General features: G+C 58.8%; 19 protein-coding genes. 10 read left to right on the forward strand and 9 right to left on the reverse strand.

Translation table 11 applies throughout. From position 1 onward, the window contains the following. From NPX02_RS11235 to NPX02_RS11275, 9 genes are all read left to right on the forward strand, one after another. Positions 1-434 (forward strand): hypothetical protein (locus NPX02_RS11235; protein WP_260293667.1); only part of this gene is annotated, 434 nt, incomplete at its 5' end. A 59-nt stretch (positions 435-493) separates the two neighbouring features. Further along, positions 494-1,165, forward strand: coding sequence for a DUF4145 domain-containing protein (locus NPX02_RS11240; protein ID WP_260293668.1), 672 nt, complete (start codon positions 494-496; stop codon positions 1,163-1,165). A 315-nt stretch (positions 1,166-1,480) separates the two neighbouring features. Then, positions 1,481-1,801: a hypothetical protein gene (locus tag NPX02_RS11245; protein ID WP_260293669.1), complete on the forward strand. Its 321-nt coding sequence runs from the start codon at positions 1,481-1,483 to the stop codon at positions 1,799-1,801. Positions 1,802-1,902: 101 nt separating this feature from the next. After that, complete coding sequence (locus tag NPX02_RS11250; RefSeq protein ID WP_260293670.1) at positions 1,903-2,292, forward strand: hypothetical protein; 390 nt, start codon at positions 1,903-1,905, stop codon at positions 2,290-2,292. Positions 2,293-2,680: 388 nt separating this feature from the next. Continuing rightward, the gene (locus NPX02_RS11255) at positions 2,681-3,142 is read left to right on the forward strand and encodes a (2Fe-2S)-binding protein (RefSeq protein ID WP_260293671.1); all 462 of its coding nucleotides are present in this window, start codon (positions 2,681-2,683) and stop codon (positions 3,140-3,142) included. Between the two features lie 3 nt (positions 3,143-3,145). After that, entirely contained in the window at positions 3,146-5,308 is a 2,163-nt protein-coding gene (locus tag NPX02_RS11260) for a xanthine dehydrogenase family protein molybdopterin-binding subunit (RefSeq protein WP_260293672.1), read from the forward strand. A gap of 59 nt (positions 5,309-5,367) precedes the next feature. Beyond that, positions 5,368-6,351: an XdhC family protein gene (locus NPX02_RS11265; protein WP_260293674.1), complete on the forward strand. Its 984-nt coding sequence runs from the start codon at positions 5,368-5,370 to the stop codon at positions 6,349-6,351. Further along, positions 6,348-6,953: a nucleotidyltransferase family protein gene (locus NPX02_RS11270; RefSeq protein WP_260293675.1), complete on the forward strand. Its 606-nt coding sequence runs from the start codon at positions 6,348-6,350 to the stop codon at positions 6,951-6,953. The genes NPX02_RS11265 and NPX02_RS11270 overlap by 4 nt, the downstream gene beginning before the upstream one ends. Continuing rightward, positions 6,943-7,854, forward strand: a complete 912-nt coding sequence (locus tag NPX02_RS11275) for a helix-turn-helix domain-containing protein (RefSeq protein WP_260293676.1) — start codon at positions 6,943-6,945, stop codon at positions 7,852-7,854. Before NPX02_RS11270 ends, NPX02_RS11275 begins: the two co-directional genes overlap by 11 nt. A 90-nt stretch (positions 7,855-7,944) precedes the next feature. Here the strand turns inward: NPX02_RS11275 and NPX02_RS11280 are convergent, their stop codons facing one another. Together NPX02_RS11280 and NPX02_RS11285 are read right to left on the reverse strand one after the other, a co-directional pair. After that, positions 7,945-8,499 carry a PEP-CTERM sorting domain-containing protein gene (locus tag NPX02_RS11280; RefSeq protein WP_260293677.1) on the reverse strand — a complete coding sequence of 185 codons (555 nt, stop codon included), beginning with the start codon at positions 8,497-8,499 and terminating at the stop codon, positions 7,945-7,947. A gap of 323 nt (positions 8,500-8,822) precedes the next feature. Next, a complete protein-coding gene (locus tag NPX02_RS11285; protein WP_260293679.1) occupies positions 8,823-9,692 on the reverse strand; it encodes a fumarylacetoacetate hydrolase family protein in 870 nt (289 codons plus the stop codon). 198 nt (positions 9,693-9,890) lie between these two features. On the opposite strand from NPX02_RS11285, the gene NPX02_RS11290 reads away from it, so the two are divergent. Beyond that, entirely contained in the window at positions 9,891-10,523 is a 633-nt protein-coding gene (locus NPX02_RS11290) for an NUDIX domain-containing protein (protein ID WP_260293680.1), read from the forward strand. A gap of 58 nt (positions 10,524-10,581) precedes the next feature. Here the strand turns inward: NPX02_RS11290 and NPX02_RS11295 are convergent, their stop codons facing one another. The 7 genes from NPX02_RS11295 to NPX02_RS11325 all read right to left on the reverse strand — a co-directional run bounded on the left by NPX02_RS11295 (position 10,582) and on the right by NPX02_RS11325 (position 17,171). Further along, positions 10,582-11,328 carry a flavodoxin family protein gene (locus tag NPX02_RS11295; RefSeq protein ID WP_260293681.1) on the reverse strand — a complete coding sequence of 249 codons (747 nt, stop codon included), beginning with the start codon at positions 11,326-11,328 and terminating at the stop codon, positions 10,582-10,584. Positions 11,329-11,509: 181 nt separating this feature from the next. Next, positions 11,510-11,947 carry a thioesterase family protein gene (locus NPX02_RS11300; RefSeq protein ID WP_260293682.1) on the reverse strand — a complete coding sequence of 146 codons (438 nt, stop codon included), beginning with the start codon at positions 11,945-11,947 and terminating at the stop codon, positions 11,510-11,512. Positions 11,948-12,049: 102 nt separating this feature from the next. Next, positions 12,050-13,924 (reverse strand): PAS-domain containing protein, encoded by a 1,875-nt coding sequence (locus NPX02_RS11305; RefSeq protein WP_260293683.1) that lies wholly within the window; start codon positions 13,922-13,924, stop codon positions 12,050-12,052. A gap of 282 nt (positions 13,925-14,206) precedes the next feature. Continuing rightward, positions 14,207-14,713: a gamma-glutamylcyclotransferase family protein gene (locus tag NPX02_RS11310; RefSeq protein WP_260293684.1), complete on the reverse strand. Its 507-nt coding sequence runs from the start codon at positions 14,711-14,713 to the stop codon at positions 14,207-14,209. 4 nt (positions 14,714-14,717) lie between these two features. Then, positions 14,718-15,332 carry a LysE family translocator gene (locus NPX02_RS11315; RefSeq protein WP_260293685.1) on the reverse strand — a complete coding sequence of 205 codons (615 nt, stop codon included), beginning with the start codon at positions 15,330-15,332 and terminating at the stop codon, positions 14,718-14,720. 341 nt (positions 15,333-15,673) lie between these two features. Further along, the gene (gene cspE, locus NPX02_RS11320) at positions 15,674-15,877 is read right to left on the reverse strand and encodes a transcription antiterminator/RNA stability regulator CspE (RefSeq protein ID WP_260293686.1); all 204 of its coding nucleotides are present in this window, start codon (positions 15,875-15,877) and stop codon (positions 15,674-15,676) included. A 298-nt stretch (positions 15,878-16,175) separates the two neighbouring features. Continuing rightward, complete coding sequence (locus NPX02_RS11325; RefSeq protein ID WP_260293687.1) at positions 16,176-17,171, reverse strand: aldo/keto reductase; 996 nt, start codon at positions 17,169-17,171, stop codon at positions 16,176-16,178. Positions 17,172-17,263: the final 92 nt, after the last annotated feature.

The following is a 17,263-nucleotide window of genomic DNA, read 5'->3' on the forward strand; positions in this document are numbered from 1 at the left end:
TTTATGTAAAACCAGAGCACGCACAACTAAGAGATTTAGTCAGGAAAACAATGGAGGACTCGAAATGGTATCAAGCATTTGTTGGTACTAGAATTACCGAGTTCAAAGAGATGTCAGGTATCGCAAATACGGAAGGCTGGCAGACATTTGTCGACGATGATGAAAAGATTGAATCTATTCCAATACCGGTTAATGTTCTTTTAGGTGGCAACGTTTTTGCGCGTAGTATTGTGCTTCAAGTCGAAAACAAAAAAGGTGATTTTCACCCCGATAGTGTCGTTCATCAACTACCGTTTATGGCCTTTGAACGAATAAAGATAGGCGCCTGGAGTAAAGTTGTGTTTGCAAATAAAGCGTATACTGATCTTTATGTACCTTATCTGTTGGCTTTTGCTGCCGTAGGTGCATTGTTGCACAGAGCATTACTGGCATAATATCAATATTTCGACCATAAATATTTAGATTTACGCTAAACAATGAGAGGCTGCGTTTGATGAAAACTGGCGAAGTAATTAAAGACCTTTGCAATTCGTGCGGGCCTTCCGTTAATTACACAGTGAAGAATGTTTTACGCAGAACCGACTCAGAAGTCTTTGAAGGGCAGTTTGAAGTCAGCTGGGGTGATTCTTATACGGTCCTCCAATGTAATGGATGTGATGCCGTGAAAATCAAGCACAATGATTGGTTCAGTGAAGATGTAGAGGCAGATGGGCGCCCTGTAGTCAATACCCGGTATTACCCTCCAACGATATTCAGAAAACAACCAACATGGTTTCGTGAGCTAGATACAGAGTGGCATATTACAAAGTTAATGAAAGAGGTATATTCTGCTTTGCAAAACGACTGTCCAAGCTTGGCCGCTATGGGAGTCCGCGCCATTCTTGAGGCGATTATGATTGATAAGATTGGAGATCAAGGCTCGTTCACGAAAAACCTTAAGGCCTTCGAAATCGAAGGTTATATTTCCAAGATTCAACTCGAGATACTTGACAAGGCACTTGAACTCGGCCATGCATCAATTCATAGGGGGTTTGTGCCCAACAACGGCCAAGTCGTTTTCTCCCTGGATCTCACTGAGACAATTGTCCATCACCTTTATTTACTAAAGGAGAGTGCAAGTTTAGCTGTTAAAGATATCCCCCCGAGAGGGAAAAGTAACGCCTAAACAAGGTGATATATTGTTTATGTGATTGCCTAATGAGTTTGTAGAAAAACCAGGTCCCGACGAACAGTCATTTTAAAGTTTATGGGACAGCAGTGATAAATTTGTGTTTCTTACGAACAATAATTGAGATAGGTGTGGCAACTACAAAATTTAAGCTGATATTTGAAACTCAGCCACCTGACATATAATGTTTGGGGTCAGTGTAAAAACTAAATATTTCTGGCGATGTGTTTTCACACTGATCCCAAATACCCCCCCTTCGGGGCTGGACGTAGCGAAGCTACGCCGCTGTGCTAGATGTTAGAAGGCACGAACATGGAATGTAAAGTATGTAATGCGCAAATACCAACCCGGCAAGTAAAAAAGAAAATAAAGTGTTCTGGTTGTGGGGCAGAATATATTGATACAAACCATGGTTATATTTACATAGGTTTATTGTTTCTGGTTGTTCTGCCGCTAAAAGTCGTTATTGCTTCATCTGGTTGGGCATTCTTCTTTACGGGCTTAGCGGTGATTATTGGAATTGTGTGGGCTTCGTTTCAGCTATTTTCAAAATACGAACTATCTGAAATGCCTGCTAACAAATCGCTCGGTGAGGGAATTAACATCCCGGATAAAACGAACACCCATCTCTAACAGGAGGGTGTTCAATGCCATGATGGCTCACGGTGACAGCTTTTCCGTTGCGACTTCGCCGTCACTACAAAGCTGCGCGTGTTGGCGGCATTAGAGATTAAATGAAAAAGAAAGTGTTGATAGTAATTGTGTGGCTGCTTTCATTGGTAATAGTGGCTGAGATCTCTGCAAGATCTGCCATGAAGAATCAACTCTCAGAGTTCAGCATCGAATTACGCAGAGTACAGGCAATGAATTCAGTCAATCATTTAGAGAGGTATCGTGAATTCCATGACTACCTTACTCATGGATGTAATACAGAAGCACTTGAAAAAGCGGAAATCGCAGCAAATAGAGAAATGCATGTCATAGCGTCTCTCGTTGAAAGAGACACTACTGGCTCTATTAGTGAGTACATTGTAAAACGCGATCCAGCCATATTGGCTGAAATGAAGGGATTGAAAGCTAAACCGAATGCATCATGGGAAGAGCCGAAATGTATGAATCTCTAACCAGCCCGTTGGGGTGAGGAATGAATCCCAACATCCTGACGCCTATTACTAAAAACCGTTGGGGTTCGCAAGCTCACCCCAACCTACGGACTAAATTTTCGGGTGATGTGTTTTTACCGCAGTTTTTTCGTCTGACCTGAATCGCATCTAATAAGCCAACGGCGAGATCCAATAATCACCACCCCCTGTAGCTGTCTGAAATTCAATCCCGCCCCCTCCTCACTTCCTTTGAACAGCGGCCTCCTGACCTGACGGCTACTTTAATACCCACGCGCGCGTGATCCGGCTTCGTCAAAATGTGCGCGGATTACGTAAATTTGTCTATTCTTTTCGGAGTGCGCTGCGCGCCACAATAGGTTCCTCCCAGATACCCCGCAAGGAGGCCATCATGCAGATTCAGTTAACAGTCAACGGTCAACAGCACAGCGTGGATGCCGAGCCCGGCACGCCGCTCCTCTGGATACTCAGAGACCAACTCGACCTGACAGGCACCAAATTCGGTTGTGGCGTCGCCTCCTGTGGCGCCTGCACGGTGCACCTCAACGGCACCCCCGTGCGCTCCTGTTCCACGCCGATCGAGAGCGTGGCCGGTGGCGAGATCGTCACCATCGAGGGGGTGAATGACGCCGTTGCCGCGGCGGTGCAGGCCGCCTGGCGTGAGCGGGACGTGGTGCAGTGTGGTTATTGCCAGTCCGGGCAGATCATGTCGGCGATCGGTCTGTTGCGACAGAACCAGGCGCCCTCGGATGAGGATATTGACGGCTTTATGTCGGGTAATGCCTGCCGTTGTGCAACCTATGTTCGCATCAAGGACGCCATCAAGCTGGCGGCGCAGAAACTGGAGGCATGAATCATGAACATGGAAATTTCCCGTCGTCAGTTTTTGCAAGCGACCGCCAGTGGCGCCGCCGCCCTGGTGATCGGCCTGAATATCCGTGGTGCCCTCGCGGCAGGCAGCGAAGCGACCGTTTTCAACCCCTTTGTGCGCATCGACAACGAGGGTGTGGTCACCGTCATCGTGAAACATTTCGAGATGGGCCAGGGCACCACCACCGGGCTGACCACGCTGGTGGCCGAGGAGCTGGACGCGGATTGGGATGGCATTCGGACCGAGTTCGCCCCCTCGGATAATGAGAAATACAAAAACCTGTTGTTTGGTGCACAGGGGACGGGCGGCTCGACCGCCATCGCCAACTCCTTCATGCAGTATCGCCAGGCCGGTGCGGCCGCGCGTGATCTGCTGGTGCGCGCCGCCGCCCGCCAATGGGGGATCGATCCAGCGCGTATCTCCGTCGACGGCGGGGTGATCAGCGCCGGGGAGCGCAAGGCTGGCTTTGGTGAGTTCGTCCAGTTGGCCTCCAGCCTGGAACCGAACCCGGAGCCGGCGCTGAAACCGGCCAGTGAGTTCAAGCTGATCGGCAAGCGCCGTCTGCCGCGCAAGGACAGCCGCGCCAAGACGGACGGTACGGCTACCTTCGCCATGGACGTCAAGCTGCCCGGCATGGTCTATGCGGTTATCCTGCGCAGCCCCCGGTTCGGCGGCGCATTGAACAGCTTTGAGGCGTCCGGGGCGAAACAGGTACCTGACTTTATCGGCGCCCAGACCCTGCCAAATCGCGCCGGGGTGGCGGTGTTCGGAAAGCACACCTGGACCGCCTTCAAGGCACGCGAGGCGATCCGGGCCGAGTGGGATTTCTCCCAGGCGGAGATGCGCAGCAGCGAGGCGCTGTTCAAGGCGCACCAGGAGCTGGCCGCCACTCCCCAGTTCCAGGCACGCAAGGCACTCTCGACAGAGCAGGCACAGGCGCTGCTGTCCGACACCGAGCGGACCATAGAGGCGGAATTTTCTTTCCCGTTTCTGGCCCATGCGCCGATGGAACCGCTCTGCTGCGTGATCGAGCCGACCGACCGGGGGGTCACCCTCCATGACGGTTGCCAGTTCCCGGCGATTGCCCACGGCGCCGTGGCCCAGGTGCTGGGCCTCAAGCCCGAGCAGGTAGAGATCAATACGCTCTATGCGGGCGGCTCCTTCGGACGCCGCGCCACACCGACCGCCGATTACCAGGTGGAAGCCGCCATGGCCTTTGCCCTGCTCGGGAAGCGGATACCGGTCAAGCTGGTATGGAGCCGCGAGGACGATATCCGCGGGGGCTACTATCGCCCGATGGCCGTACACCGGGCACGCATCGGCCTCGACCAGGCGGGGAAGATCCAGGTCTGGGATCACCGCATCGCCGGCAAATCAATCATGAAGGGTACGTCGTTTGAAGAGGTGTCGGTGCATGATGGCGTGGATCACACGCTCGTCGAGGGTGTCGCCGATACGCTCTACCAGCTTCCCAACCTGGCCGTGGGAGTGGCCGATTTTCACTCACCTGTTCCGGTTTTGTGGTGGCGCTCGGTCGGCCATACCCATACCGCGTTCACCATGGAGAGCCTGCTCGACATGATTGCCCATGAGACGAATCAGGACCCGGTCGCGATGCGGCTCTCCCTGCTGGATCCATCCGATAACCGGCAGCGGCGGCTGGCCGGAGTCATCCAGGCGGTTCGCGACCGGTCGGGTTGGCAGGCGGGACAGCGGCGCGGCTTCGCCTGTCATTTCTCATTCAACACCTACGTGGCGGCCGTGGCCGATGTCACCGTCGAGGATGATCGGGTGCACGTGGACAAGCTCTACCTCGCCGTCGATTGCGGTGTCGCGGTCAACCCCGATGTGATCTCGGCGCAGATGGAGGGCGGTGCGGGATTTGCTTTGGGGGCGATTCTGCGTAACGAGGTGACGCTGAAAGAGGGCGTGGTGGTGCAGAGCAACTTCCCCGATTACGCGCCGCTGCGCATGGCCGATATGCCGCGCATCGAGGTGTCCATCGTGCCCTCCGGCGAGGCGCCCAGCGGCGTGGGCGAACCCGCCGTGCCACCCACCGGCCCCGCCGTGACCAATGCGATTTTCGCGGTCACCGGCCGGCGGATCACGCAACTGCCGATCACCCGATCCGGTTTCAAGCTGGTTTAGTTTGGTGTCGGGAGAAAGCGAATGGCCATTCACACTGACAACGAGCGAGGCGATCCGCTATGAGCAATCGACTCTCCGATCTGCTGGGCGCCTGGCTGCGGGCCGAGACCGCGACCGAATGGGTGCTTGGCACTGTGTACAAAACCGAGGGCTCCGCCTACCGCAAGGCAGGCGCCATGATGCTGATCAACGGCCTGGGGCAGCAATACGGGCTGCTGAGCGGCGGCTGCCTGGAGTCGGACATCGTCCGCAACGCCGGCAAGGTGATGCGCAGCGGCCGCCCGCTCACCCTGGTGTACGACGGCAGCGACGAGGATGACCTCTCATTCCAGCTGGGGATCGGCTGTGGCGGCAAGGTCTACATCATGCTGCAGCCACTCAGCGCCGGTAACGACCTGGACCTGAAGGCGGTGGCGCAGGCCCTGCGCGACCGGCAGCCCGGCACCTACTACCAGCGGATTGGCGGTACCGACGCGTACTTCAAGGCGGGCGAACGGCGCCCCCTGGCGCGTAGCGTAATGGCGGACGGCTGGCTGGTGACGCCGATCATCCCGGAGCCGCACCTGCTGGTGCTGGGCGGGGGTGTCGATGCCCGCCCCGTGGTGCGCATCGCCAAGGAGCTGGGCTGGTACATCACCCTGGTCGATCCGCGCCCGGCCAATGCGCGGCAGACCTACTTCCCCAGCGCCGATGCCATACTCAGGGAGACCGGCGACGGACTCGCCCGCTACGTGGCGGCAGAGGGGGTGGATGCTGCCGTACTGATGTCCCACAACATCGACCTCGATGCCGATGGCCTGCGGCAGCTGCAGCAGGGCGGGCTCAGGCACATTGCCCTGCTGGGTCCGCGGCATCGCTACCGGCAGGTGCTGGAACGTGCCGGATTGCGCGAAGGTGACCTGACCTGTCCGGTCTCCGGCCCCGCCGGTCTTGAGATCGGCGGACAGCTGCCGGAGAGTATCGCCCTCTCCATCCTGGCCGAGTGCCACGCGGTGCTATATCAGCAGCGCGTGCACCCGCTGCCGCAGGTGGCAGCCGTATGAGCCGCCTCGCCTGCCTGGTTCTGGCGGCGGGAGCGGGCTCCCGCTTCGGCGGCAGGAAGCAGCTCGCCCCGATCGCGGGCAAGGCGATGCTGGTGCGCACGCTTGAACGGCTCGTGCCGCTGTTCCGGGGAGACCTGTACACGGTGCTCGGCGCCTATCATGATGAGGTACGGCCACTGATCGGCGAGCTGTCGCAAATCATCGTGCATCCGGCGTGGCGTTCGGGGCTTGGCTCCTCGATCGCCCGGGGCGTGACCGAGATAGGCCAACGGGCGGCCTATGACGGTATCATGCTGGCGCTGGCCGATCAGGTGGCCGTCGGGCGGCGCGATTATGCGCGGCTGATCGACCGCTTCGACGGCACAACCCTCGTAGCTGCCCGATACGCCGACAGGACGGGGGTGCCGGCACTGTTTCCGGCCCCGTACTTCGACCGGCTGCGACAGCTGACCGGCGATCAGGGCGCAAGGAGCCTGTTAAAGGCACAAGCAGAGCAGGTCATTGCGGTGCCGATGCCGACGGCGAAGACCGATATAGACACCCAAGGTGAATTGCTACATTTTTCGCGAATACTCCAGGGTACAGACGCATATGCACTATAAAACCATCACTGAATTCACCCGCGCCATGGGCCTGCCGGAGCCGGAGCATCCGCTGCTGTACGTGTATGTCACGGACAGGCTGGTTTCGGGCGACGCCTCGTGCTGCCAGGGAGGGGTGCTCAGCTATTCAACCGATTTCTACGCGATAGCCATCAAGGACATCATCTCCGGCGAGTTGCGTTATGGACGAACGAAGTACGATTTCACCAACGGCTCCATGATGTTCACCGCCCCGCGCCAGGAGCTCACCTTCTCGGAGGTGGTGGTCTCCTCGGACGTCATGCTGCTGTTCATCCATGAGGATTTCATTCGCGGGCATAAAATCCGAAGTGATTTCAAGAAATACGGTTTCTTCTCCTATGCGGTGAATGAGGCGCTCCATCTTTCGGCGAAGGAAGTGGCGCAGATGCGCGCCCTGCTGAACAACATTCACGCCGAATACCGCAGCAACCAGGACGAGTTCAGCAAGGACCTGCTGCTGTCACAGGTCGATACCCTGTTGAAATATGCCAATCGTTATTACAAGCGGCAGTTCCTGGATCGCACCGATCTCTCCCGGGAGATTGCAAGCCGTTTTGAGGACGCCCTGCAGAGCTATTTTGAAGAGGGGAAACTGCAACTGCTGGGAACCCCCCGGATAGAGGAGATCGCCCAAAAAATGGGCATGTCCGCGCGTTATCTCAGCGACATGTTAAAGGCCGAGACGGGCAAAAGCGCCCTGGAACATATCCACCTCTACCTGCTGGATGAGGCCAAGGATCTCCTGTTGCAGCCCCATGTCACCGTGGCCGAGGTCGCCTACCGGTTGGGATTTGATTATCCGCAATACTTTTCCCGGCTGTTCAAAAAGAAAATCGGCGTCAGCCCGAAGGCCTACCGGGATGAGAATTCCGTGCACTAGCGGGTACACCCGAAACCACTGTTCGTTAGACAACACAAAACCCCTTTATGGAAAACCATAAAGGGGTTTTTACCGGGGGAAGCCGATAACCTATCCGACCTTGCGTCGCTGCCAACCCATGCCCAGAAGGCCGAGTCCCATCAGGGAAAGAATTGCCGGTTCAGGAACTGCGCTGGTTACCGACACATCGTCGATGCCCCATATCCCTGTTCCGGAATCCGTTTCAAACATGAAACTGATCACTGTATTTGTAGAGGTGGCGGTAAATGTTCTCATTGTATTAAGCCAACTCAAGGTGTCGGCAACCAGTGTCGGTGCATATCCCGTGATTGCGTAATTCAATATGTTTGCAGGATCTTGTATAGAGACAATGGAGTAAAAGGACAGCTCGTAGTCGACGCCGATTACCGTTGTAATGGTCTGCGATAACGTCGCAAAGCCGGTATTGTCGAACCCTTCCAGGTACCAGCTTCCGCTGTGAGGGGTTAATGACCCGGTGTCGGCAAGACAGCTGTCTGCTCCCGTGCATGTCCATCCCGTGAGATCGCCCGTCTCGAACCCGCCGTTGGTGACCAATGAGGCCGTTGCCCCTTGGGCGACACACATTAAAACAAGAAGCATGACCGTTGTTTTTGCAAGGCTCATTTTCCTTACCTCCTTTGGTATTATCAATTAGCTGAGGCTTCGGTAAGCAGGCATGCAAATTTGACGCCACGTACTTATGGCATTGTAATCATTAGGAAATTATTGGACATGACTAGATTATCAAGCAGGTGTGTAAAAATAACTGACACCCACCCACCTGATTGTGAATCCGTTCTCTTGCAGCGGCATCGCTGAGTTGAGTGAGCCGAAGGATCGCCGGGGTCAATGCGATAACCAAATCCAGTTGAGGTGGTATCCTCATATCGCCGGGAATCCCAGACATTCCCACCCCTCAACGGGACGCACCGGCGAATAATCGGATTTCAATTGTCGCTGCAGGTCATGCGGTTGGTCAGGCGGCCGAGCTTGTCGATCTCCACCACCACCTCGTCGCCCGGCTTGAGCCAGACCTTGTGCTCCATCCCCAGGATCACCCCCTCGGGGGTGCCGGTGATGATGATGTCGCCCGGTTCCAGGGTGGCGTAACAGGAGATGTAGCTGATCAGTTCGGCCACCGGGAATATCATGTCGGCGGTGTTCGAGTTCTGGCGCAGCTCCCCGTTTACCCAGCAGCGGATACCGAGGTTTTGCGGATCGCCCACCTCCTCCGCCGTGACCAGGTAGGGACCGACCGGCAGGAAGCCGTCGAGCATCTTGCCGATAGTCCACTGGCCGGCGCTCAACTGCAGTTCGCGCTCGCTCAGGTCGTTGGCTACGCAGTAGCCGAACACACTGTCCAGCGCCTCGTCGGGGCCGACCCGCTTGACCCGCTTACCGATCACCACGGCCAGTTCTGACTCGTAGTCATACTGGTGGCGCGTGGTCGGCAGGTCGATGCTATCGCGGGCCGAGGCCAGACAGTTGTTGTACTTGGCGAACAGGATCGGCGCCTTCGGTTCGGCCATGTTGGCCTCGCGCGCGTGGCGGCGGTAATTGAGCCCGATGCCGATGATCTTGTTGGCAACCGGCAGGCAGGGGCCGAGTTCCAGGGCGGCCTCGTCGATAAACAGATCCTCGTGACCCTCAGCCTGTACAAGCAGTTCACGCAACCCGGGCAGCCGGTCGCAGGCGGGTTCGAAGGGTCGGGTATCAGCAGCGAATTCGTGCTGGGCGGCGGCAACATCCAATACCCCGGCCGCCGTGCTCACCCCCCAGCGTACACCCGCGCCCGTGCGATAGGTCAAAAGCCGCATCTGATCACCCCCAGGTAGTGTTGTTGTGATCACCCACGGCACGCCGTGGTGGCGCGCTTCGATGAGTAGAGGAACAGGTCACCGGTCATTCTATGCCAGCTCGTGTCAGTAGTGAACACGCGGGGGCTTTGGAAATCCGCGGCAGGAGGGGATTCAACCGGTATCGGCGGGTCGCATCCACCCTGCGGGAGCAGCGCAGTGGCTGCCCGGGTTCCGCGGGATATGGCCATCCCGGCGCGGTTCATCCACAATGACGCCATGGCAGACAAACGACTGAAAGCGAATATTCTCGAAACCCGCACCGAGTACACGGGATTCTTCGAGCTGCGTCGCCTGACGGTGGAACATGACCGCTTTGACGGCACCACCACCGGTCCGCTGGTGCGGGAAGTCCTGCATCGCAGCGATGTGGTGGCCGCCCTGCTGCACGATCCAACCGCGGACAAGGTGGTGTTGGTGGAACAGTACCGTGCCGGCGCGCACGTGGCCGGTCTCTCTCCCTGGCTGGTCGACATCGTGGCCGGCCGCATCGAGAACGGGCAGACGCCGCTGCAGGCGATAACCCGCGAAATTACCGAGGAATCCGGGTTGATCCCCGACTCGATCAAACCGATCGGCACCTATATGACGGCACCACACCTGTCGAGCGAACAGGTGCATCTCTACTGCGCCACGGTGGACGCCACGGCTGTGGCTGGATATCACGGGTTGGCGCGCGAGGGGGAGGACATCCGCCCCCTGGTACTGGAGCGGACCGAGGCACTCGGATTGATCAAGACCCGGCCACTCTCCCTGTGGGCCGGCCTGGCGCTGGGCTGGCTCGGCGGGTAGCCGCGCCGGCGCGTCGACTTGCCGGATGGGCACGCTCCTGGTGCCCAGGCTACGCGGGCTACCGATAATCCGGATTCGGGTGATCGAACCGGCAGCCGGCTTCCCACCGGTCACGCTGGTTGCCGTGGGCCGGCATACCACCGCTATCGGTCAGCAGGCGTGCCATGTGCATCAGGTTCCAGCTCATGAAGGTGGTGTTGCGCTGGGTGAACTCGTTTTCGGGACCGCCCGAGCCCTCATCGGCATAGGAGGGGCCCGGCCCCGCCTCGCCGATCCAGCCGGCATCCGCCTGTGGCGGAATGGTGTAGCCGAGATGCTGCAGGGCGTACAGCACGGTCATGGCGCAGTGTTTCACCCCGTCCTCATTGCCGGTGATCAGGGTCCCGGCGGTCTTGCCGTAGTAGATGTACTGGCCCTTGGCGTTCAATCTCCCCGACTCCCCATACAGGCGCTCGATGACACGGCGGCATACGGAGCTCTCTTCACCCAGCCAGATCGGGGTGCCGATGATCAGGATGTGTGCCTGCATGACCTGTTCACAGAGTTCCGGCCAGTCATCCCGTTGGAAGCCGTGTTCCGTCATGTCGGGATAGACCCCCGGGGGCAGTTGGTAATCCACCGGACGCAGGATTTGGGTCTTGACACCGTTGGCGTCCATGATGGCACGAGAAACCTCGATCAACGCCTCGGTGTTCGAGGTCACACCGGTCGGCTTGAGGGTGCAGTTGAGAAAGAGCGCCGACAGATCGGAGAAGTCGTAGGGGTGAGTGGTGCACAGTTCTTGCTGCCTTTCGGTTAACGCCATGGCTGCTCTCCTTGACCCGTGTGTGGCCTGACAATCTCGATTCACTGTTAACACTATAGGCCAAGCCCGGGAGGGGGAGGCCCAATGTTAACCACCAGGGTGCGCAGCCCGTAGGTTGGTGTGGGAAGCGAGCCCCAGCATCATCGTACGCATGTCTGTAAACCCGTTGGGGTCCGCAGGCTTACCCTGACTTACGATCTGCGGCACTACTCTTCAGCGCGATTCGCGCATCGAATTTCTCCTTGTCGATAATGAAACGCTCATGTTCACCACGGGAGATCAGGTCCACGCCGTCATGGGCCTCGACGCTGAATAGCAATTTTTTGCCCTCCACCTTTTCCAGCCGGACCCGGGCGGTGACCTCAAGACCCGGGGGTGTCGCCGCCTCGTGGCTGACATTGATATGAGTGCCGACGGTCTGCTCTCGCGGCCAGTCCAGATGCGGATTGATCGCCTTGATGCAGGCCCACTCCAGCAGACCCACCAGGAAGCCGGTGGCGAAAACTTCTGGCATGGCGAGGAACTCTTCCGACTCCGGATACAGGGAGGGCACCGTCTTGGCCGGCGGAATGACAAATTTATGTTCGTAGACAATGCCCGGTTTCAAGGTCGCTTTCATCGATTTCGATTTTCCTCTGATTATTGAATGTAGATCGGATGCGTCAGTGCGATTGAAGGGAGCTGGATCGGGATCGACATGACAAACGCGGCGATCGCGGCTCTACCTGTCGTTGCACACGCAAGCCCCTGAAGCATAAAAGCAGATCGCATTGCGCCCGCCCTCCTTGGCCTGATACATCGCCTTGTCGGCCCATTTGAGGATGTCGCTCTGGCTGGCCTCGTGGCCGGCGAACATGGCCACGCCAATGCTGGCCGTGCAGTGATGCTCGACCCGGCTCTCCTCCGCTCCCTGATGCCTGATGGCCAGTCGATAGGGTTGCGACAACGCATTGCGGATATTTTCCGCCACGCTCCTGGCCTGCGAAACCAAATCGGCCTTATCCGCGCTCAGATCCGTCAGCATCACCACAAACTCATCCCCGCCGAACCGGGCCACGGTATCCATTTCGCGCACGCACCCTTTCAGCCGGGCCGCGGCCTCAACCAGCAGCAGATCGCCCACCACGTGTCCATGGGCATCGTTGAGCGGCTTGAAGTTGTCCAGGTCCAGAAACATCAAGGCGCCAGAACGACCACTCCGTTTGTTGGCGGCCAGGGATTGAACCAGGCGGTCGTTGAGCAGGCGCCGATTGGGCAGGTTGGTTAGCGTGTCATAGAACGCCAGTTGCCGCACCTGGTCCGCGGCGACGCTGCGCTCGATGGCGATACTGACCAGGTGGGCGGACTGCTCGATGATGGAAATATCATACTCCGTGGGCACGCGCGGGCGATGATGATAGATCGCCAACATGCCCAACACCCGACCCGACGAGGAGTGAACCGGCTGCGACCAGCAGGCGCCCAGTGCGGCACGGGTCGCGAGCTCCTGCAACGACGACCAATCGGGATGTGACATGATATCGCCGACAATCACCCGCTTCCCGGTAAAGGCGGCCGTTCCACAGGATCCCACGCCCGCCCCGATTTCGATGGCGTCGACGGCCCGCGTATAGAAATCAGGCAGGCTGGGCGCGGACGCCGTTTTCAGGTATCTGCCGTCGCTATACAGCAAGGCGATACTGCACAGCATGGCGGGATTGAGCTGTTCCAGACCGTGAGTAATGGTATCGAGAATCTCCGGCAGTGGCCTGCCACTGGCGAGCATTTCCAGGGAATGGCTGCGAAATTGTTCGAACCGTGCCACCTGCTTGCGCTCGGTGATATCGGTGTAGGTGGTGATAAATCCCGCCACCTTGCCGTCAACCCGCATGGCCCGACCTTCGACCTCAATGGTCTGACCCTGCGGTCGGGTACGCTCCAGGCGATGCGGCTCGAAACGCAGGGCGAGATCCACCACCTCGCGCACCTTCGCCTCGGGGTCCACCTCGCCATACTCGCCCTGCTCCGCGTTGTAGCGGATCACATCCTCAAGCCGCGCCCCTTCATGGATCAGTTCAGGCGGTAGCTCCAGCACATCGACAAACCGCTGATTCCATAGCACCAGGTCGAGATTTTCATCGATCACGGTAACCCCCTGCGGCAGTGTGTTCAGCACCGTGTCAAGATAGGTGGCGTAGCGCTTCGCCTCCTGTTCGGCACGTTTTCTTTCGGTGATATCGGTATAGATAGTGACAAAGCCACCGTTATCCGGCAGCGGGGCGCCGCGGATCTCCAGCACGGTGCCATCGGGTCGGGTCCGCTCGTAAACGTGCGCCTGCATGTTGCGTGCACGCTCCAAAACCTGTTGTGCCAACCGCTCATGGTCGCCGGGGCCATAGTCGCCGCGACGGGCATTGAAAATGGCCAGCTCATACATCGTCGGTAAGCCGTTCTCGAACAGAGCCGCGGGAAAATCCAGCAAGCGCTTTAACTGTTCATTGCAGGCGACCATCCGCAACTGCGTATCGAACAGGGTGACGCCACTGGGCAGGAAATCGATAATGGTCTGCAGAATATCCGCATGCGATGAACCTGTTCCGGCCAATCCCTCCGACATACGCCCCCCTCGTCCCACTTTTTTAGTTGCTGCGAATAACCATACGACATTTATTCTTGGCATAGCAACCGACGGCTGCGCCTCCGGCTTTCTCGTCGGATTACGCTATGTTAATCCGACCCAGCAGTCTTCCAATTTAATATTGCCGGGTAAAGCTGTTTCAGTTGCGTAGGGTGGATAAGCCGGTAGGCGCATCCACCATTGCCGCCAGGATCCCGGTTGGGGTGAGAAAGAATCCCAACATCATGACAACCCCCATGAAACCCCGTTGCGGTTCGCAGGCTACCCCAACGCCCCGGGTTGATATATCAGCAGCTCGCGCCGCTGCCGTTCCCGGTCCGGGTCGTCCCGCGATGGCACCGCCTCCAGCCGGGCGATGTACTCCTCGGGCAGGCCATGCTCACGCGCACCGCGCAGCACGTGGGTCTTGTACCAGTGGAAGGGCAAGGTGTCGGCATCGATCAGGGTCGCCCGATAGGTAAAGGCCGCTACGGAGCTTCCTGTATCGAGCAGCAGACCGACGTCGATCGCCTCGTAGCCGGCGCCCACCCCTTCAACGCGGTCGAGCAGCGCACGCTGCGCCACCGCCACGTCATACAGCACCCCCAGGACGGCATGGCCGGGGTCGCCGGTATGGGCGGCATCACACTTGCCGGAGCCATCCAGCCCCTGCTTGTGCCAGCACAGCCGGTGCCGCGGCAGTCGCGCCACCGCTACCGCGCGGGCCGAACCGAGGCGCTGCCACAGGCGCCGGCTGGACATGTTCGAACCATAGGCAAAGTAGTACATGGCACTACCTTTCGGCCATCGCCAGGCGGGCGCCGAGGGTAGCGAAGGCGACGGCGAAGCCGCGCTGCAGGCGGCCCAACAGGCGCGGGGAACCGATCACGTAATCCCGCAGCGAGCCGGCAAACAGGCCGTAGAGCAGGAATACCGCCAGGGTGATGAGCATGAAGATGCCGCTCAGCAGCACCAGGTGCAGGGCCGGCGAGGCCGAGCCGAGCGGCACGAACTGGGGCAGAAAGGCGATAAAGAACATGGAGAGCTTGGGATTGAGGATATTGATCAGGAAGCCCTTGACGGCGATGGCCCGCAGGCCGTGCCGGCAGCGCCGCTGGTCGATCTGCAGGTGGCCGGTGTCGCGCCACATGGACCAGGCGACATAGAGCAGGTAGGCCGCCCCCAGATACTTGAGCAGCTGAAACGCCAGCGCGCTCAGGTGCAGGAGCGCCGACAGCCCGAGGATACTCACCAGCAGATGGGGAATGCTGCCGAAGGTGCAGCCGATCGCCGCCGCCAGGCTGGCGCGCCGGCCGACGAACAGGCCGGTGGAGAGGGTGTAGATGACACCGGGCCCCGGCAGCATCACGATAATCAGCGAGGTGATGAGAAATTCGGTGGTAAACATGCGTAACCCGTCCCGATGGCCCTGGTGGATGCCCTGCCCAATACGCCCCTATCCAATACGTTTGAGTGTACCAGAGCCCGGCGCACCTCGCTTAACCGGGAGGGGGGCGGACAATCGGCCCGGGGCGGGCCTCCTACAACCAAGCGGGGGAAGGGGTCGGAGTCAAGCCGCTCGGACTCGGAAGAAGTTCCCGCCGCCGGTGCACGGCTTGACTCCGACCCCTGTGTGGTAGAAGGGTTGGTGGGTTAGGTCGTTCCTCCTCCACCCATCCTGCTCGCCCATAAAAAAAGCCCCGCCGGGTGGCGGGGCTTTTTCACGGGTGCCAGGCACCCGAACCCGTTTTACTGGGGTACGACGTTCGCCGCGCTGGGGCCTTTCTGGCCCTGCTCGACGTCGAAGGAGACGGTCTGTCCTTCAGCCAGCGATTTGAAACCGCCGCCCTGAATGGCGCTGTGATGAACGAAAACGTCCTTGGAACCGTCGGTCGGGGTGATGAAGCCGAAGCCTTTCTCGTCGCTGAACCACTTAACTGTACCTGTAGCCATGTTACTAAAACCTCTGTAAAAATTGATCTTTGATATGCAGACGCTTGCCAAGCGCTTACGGAAGAATCTGCCACGAACTGCGAGAGGATAACTGCCGAAAAACTACAAGTACACTGCAATGTGTCGCACTCTATTGAAAACTCAATGAAAAGACAAGCGACTTTTTCATAATCCGGGACAATGGAGGCCGAAATAGCCCCTTGTAGCGGAATCGGGCCGTTGGCGCCCATAGGACGCCCTATCCTCCCACCCGTTTGTAGCTGGCCTTTATAGGATAGCCTATAGACGCCGACCGATCTCAATCCTTCTCGGAATCGATCGATGCCATTAACTGGGCGTTATAGCGCTCGCCCTTGACGGTCCGGTCATTGATCAGCCCGTCCAGCCGCGCCACCACGGCGGCGTCCAGCCGGATATTCCCGGCGGCGGCATTCTCCCGCATGTATTCGGGATGCTTGGTACCGGGAATCGGTACCAGGGTCCCCTCCTCCCGCTCCAGCACCCAGGCGAGGGCCATTTGGGCCATGCTGCAGCCCTGCTCGGCGGCGATCTCGCCAAACGGCTGCAGCAGTCGCTGGTTGGTGGCGAAGTTATCCGGCTCGAAGCGGGGACGACAGACATTGGTGCGGATGTCCCCCTCTTCCAGATGGGTGATGTCCTGGGCACGGCCGGTAAGGAACCCCCTGCCCAGCGGTGAGAAGGGGACGAATCCGACCCCCAGCTCGCGGCAGGTGGCGAGCATGCGGCGCTCAGGGGTACGCGCCCAGAGCGAGTACTCGGATTGCACGGCGGTGATCGGGTGGACGGCGTGGGCGCGGCGCAGGGTCTCGCTGGAGACCTCGGAGAGCCCGATGCTGCGCACCTTGCCCTCGTCCACCAGCCGGGCCAGCACCCCGACGCTCTCTTCCACCGGCACCTGGGGGTCGAGCCGATGCAGGTAATAGAGGTCGATCACCTCGGTCTGCAGATTCCGCAGGCTCTGCTCACAGGTCCGCCGGAGGACTTCCGGACGGCCATTCACGCTCAGGTTGCCGTCCTCGCCCCGGGCGATGCCGCACTTGCTGGCCAGGGTGAATTCACCGCGCCGGTGGCCGAGGGCACGCCCGATCAGGGATTCATTGTGTCCCATGCCGTACATGGCCGCCGTATCGAGAAAGGTGTAACCCGCATCCAGGGCCTCCTGCAGCAACCGCTCCGAGGTGGCGTCATCCGCCGCCCCGTAGCCCCAGGACATGCTCATGCAGCCGAGCCCGAGGGCCGAGACCGTGAACGGGCCAATGGTTCTTGTATGCATCACTTCGCCTCCCTAACAGCACCATTTCCTGTATCTGCGGACTATATCAGATCCTGCCGTGGACACGGCCACAGGTTGTTTATGGAAAGTCA

The organism is Sedimenticola hydrogenitrophicus (assembly GCF_025175675.1).
Lineage (GTDB): Bacteria > Pseudomonadota > Gammaproteobacteria > Chromatiales > Chromatiaceae > Sedimenticola > Sedimenticola hydrogenitrophicus.

Excerpts from the sequence above, each read along its gene's own strand:
- NPX02_RS11260 (WP_260293672.1), top strand. The coding sequence starts at position 3,146 with ATGAACATGGAAATTTCCCGTCGTCAGTTTTTGCAAGCGACCGCCAGT.
- NPX02_RS11255 (WP_260293671.1), top strand. The coding sequence starts at position 2,681 with ATGCAGATTCAGTTAACAGTCAACGGTCAACAGCACAGCGTGGATGCC.
- NPX02_RS11295 (WP_260293681.1), bottom strand. The coding sequence starts at position 11,328 with ATGGCGTTAACCGAAAGGCAGCAAGAACTGTGCACCACTCACCCCTAC.
- NPX02_RS11240 (WP_260293668.1), top strand. The coding sequence starts at position 494 with ATGAAAACTGGCGAAGTAATTAAAGACCTTTGCAATTCGTGCGGGCCT.
- cspE (WP_260293686.1), bottom strand. The coding sequence starts at position 15,877 with ATGGCTACAGGTACAGTTAAGTGGTTCAGCGACGAGAAAGGCTTCGGC.
- NPX02_RS11250 (WP_260293670.1), top strand. The coding sequence starts at position 1,903 with ATGAAAAAGAAAGTGTTGATAGTAATTGTGTGGCTGCTTTCATTGGTA.
- NPX02_RS11270 (WP_260293675.1), top strand. The coding sequence starts at position 6,348 with ATGAGCCGCCTCGCCTGCCTGGTTCTGGCGGCGGGAGCGGGCTCCCGC.
- NPX02_RS11285 (WP_260293679.1), bottom strand. The coding sequence starts at position 9,692 with ATGCGGCTTTTGACCTATCGCACGGGCGCGGGTGTACGCTGGGGGGTG.
- NPX02_RS11300 (WP_260293682.1), bottom strand. The coding sequence starts at position 11,947 with ATGAAAGCGACCTTGAAACCGGGCATTGTCTACGAACATAAATTTGTC.
- NPX02_RS11310 (WP_260293684.1), bottom strand. The coding sequence starts at position 14,713 with ATGTACTACTTTGCCTATGGTTCGAACATGTCCAGCCGGCGCCTGTGG.
- NPX02_RS11305 (WP_260293683.1), bottom strand. The coding sequence starts at position 13,924 with ATGTCGGAGGGATTGGCCGGAACAGGTTCATCGCATGCGGATATTCTG.
- NPX02_RS11325 (WP_260293687.1), bottom strand. The coding sequence starts at position 17,171 with ATGCATACAAGAACCATTGGCCCGTTCACGGTCTCGGCCCTCGGGCTC.
- NPX02_RS11245 (WP_260293669.1), top strand. The coding sequence starts at position 1,481 with ATGGAATGTAAAGTATGTAATGCGCAAATACCAACCCGGCAAGTAAAA.
- NPX02_RS11275 (WP_260293676.1), top strand. The coding sequence starts at position 6,943 with ATGCACTATAAAACCATCACTGAATTCACCCGCGCCATGGGCCTGCCG.
- NPX02_RS11265 (WP_260293674.1), top strand. The coding sequence starts at position 5,368 with ATGAGCAATCGACTCTCCGATCTGCTGGGCGCCTGGCTGCGGGCCGAG.
- NPX02_RS11280 (WP_260293677.1), bottom strand. The coding sequence starts at position 8,499 with ATGAGCCTTGCAAAAACAACGGTCATGCTTCTTGTTTTAATGTGTGTC.
- NPX02_RS11315 (WP_260293685.1), bottom strand. The coding sequence starts at position 15,332 with ATGTTTACCACCGAATTTCTCATCACCTCGCTGATTATCGTGATGCTG.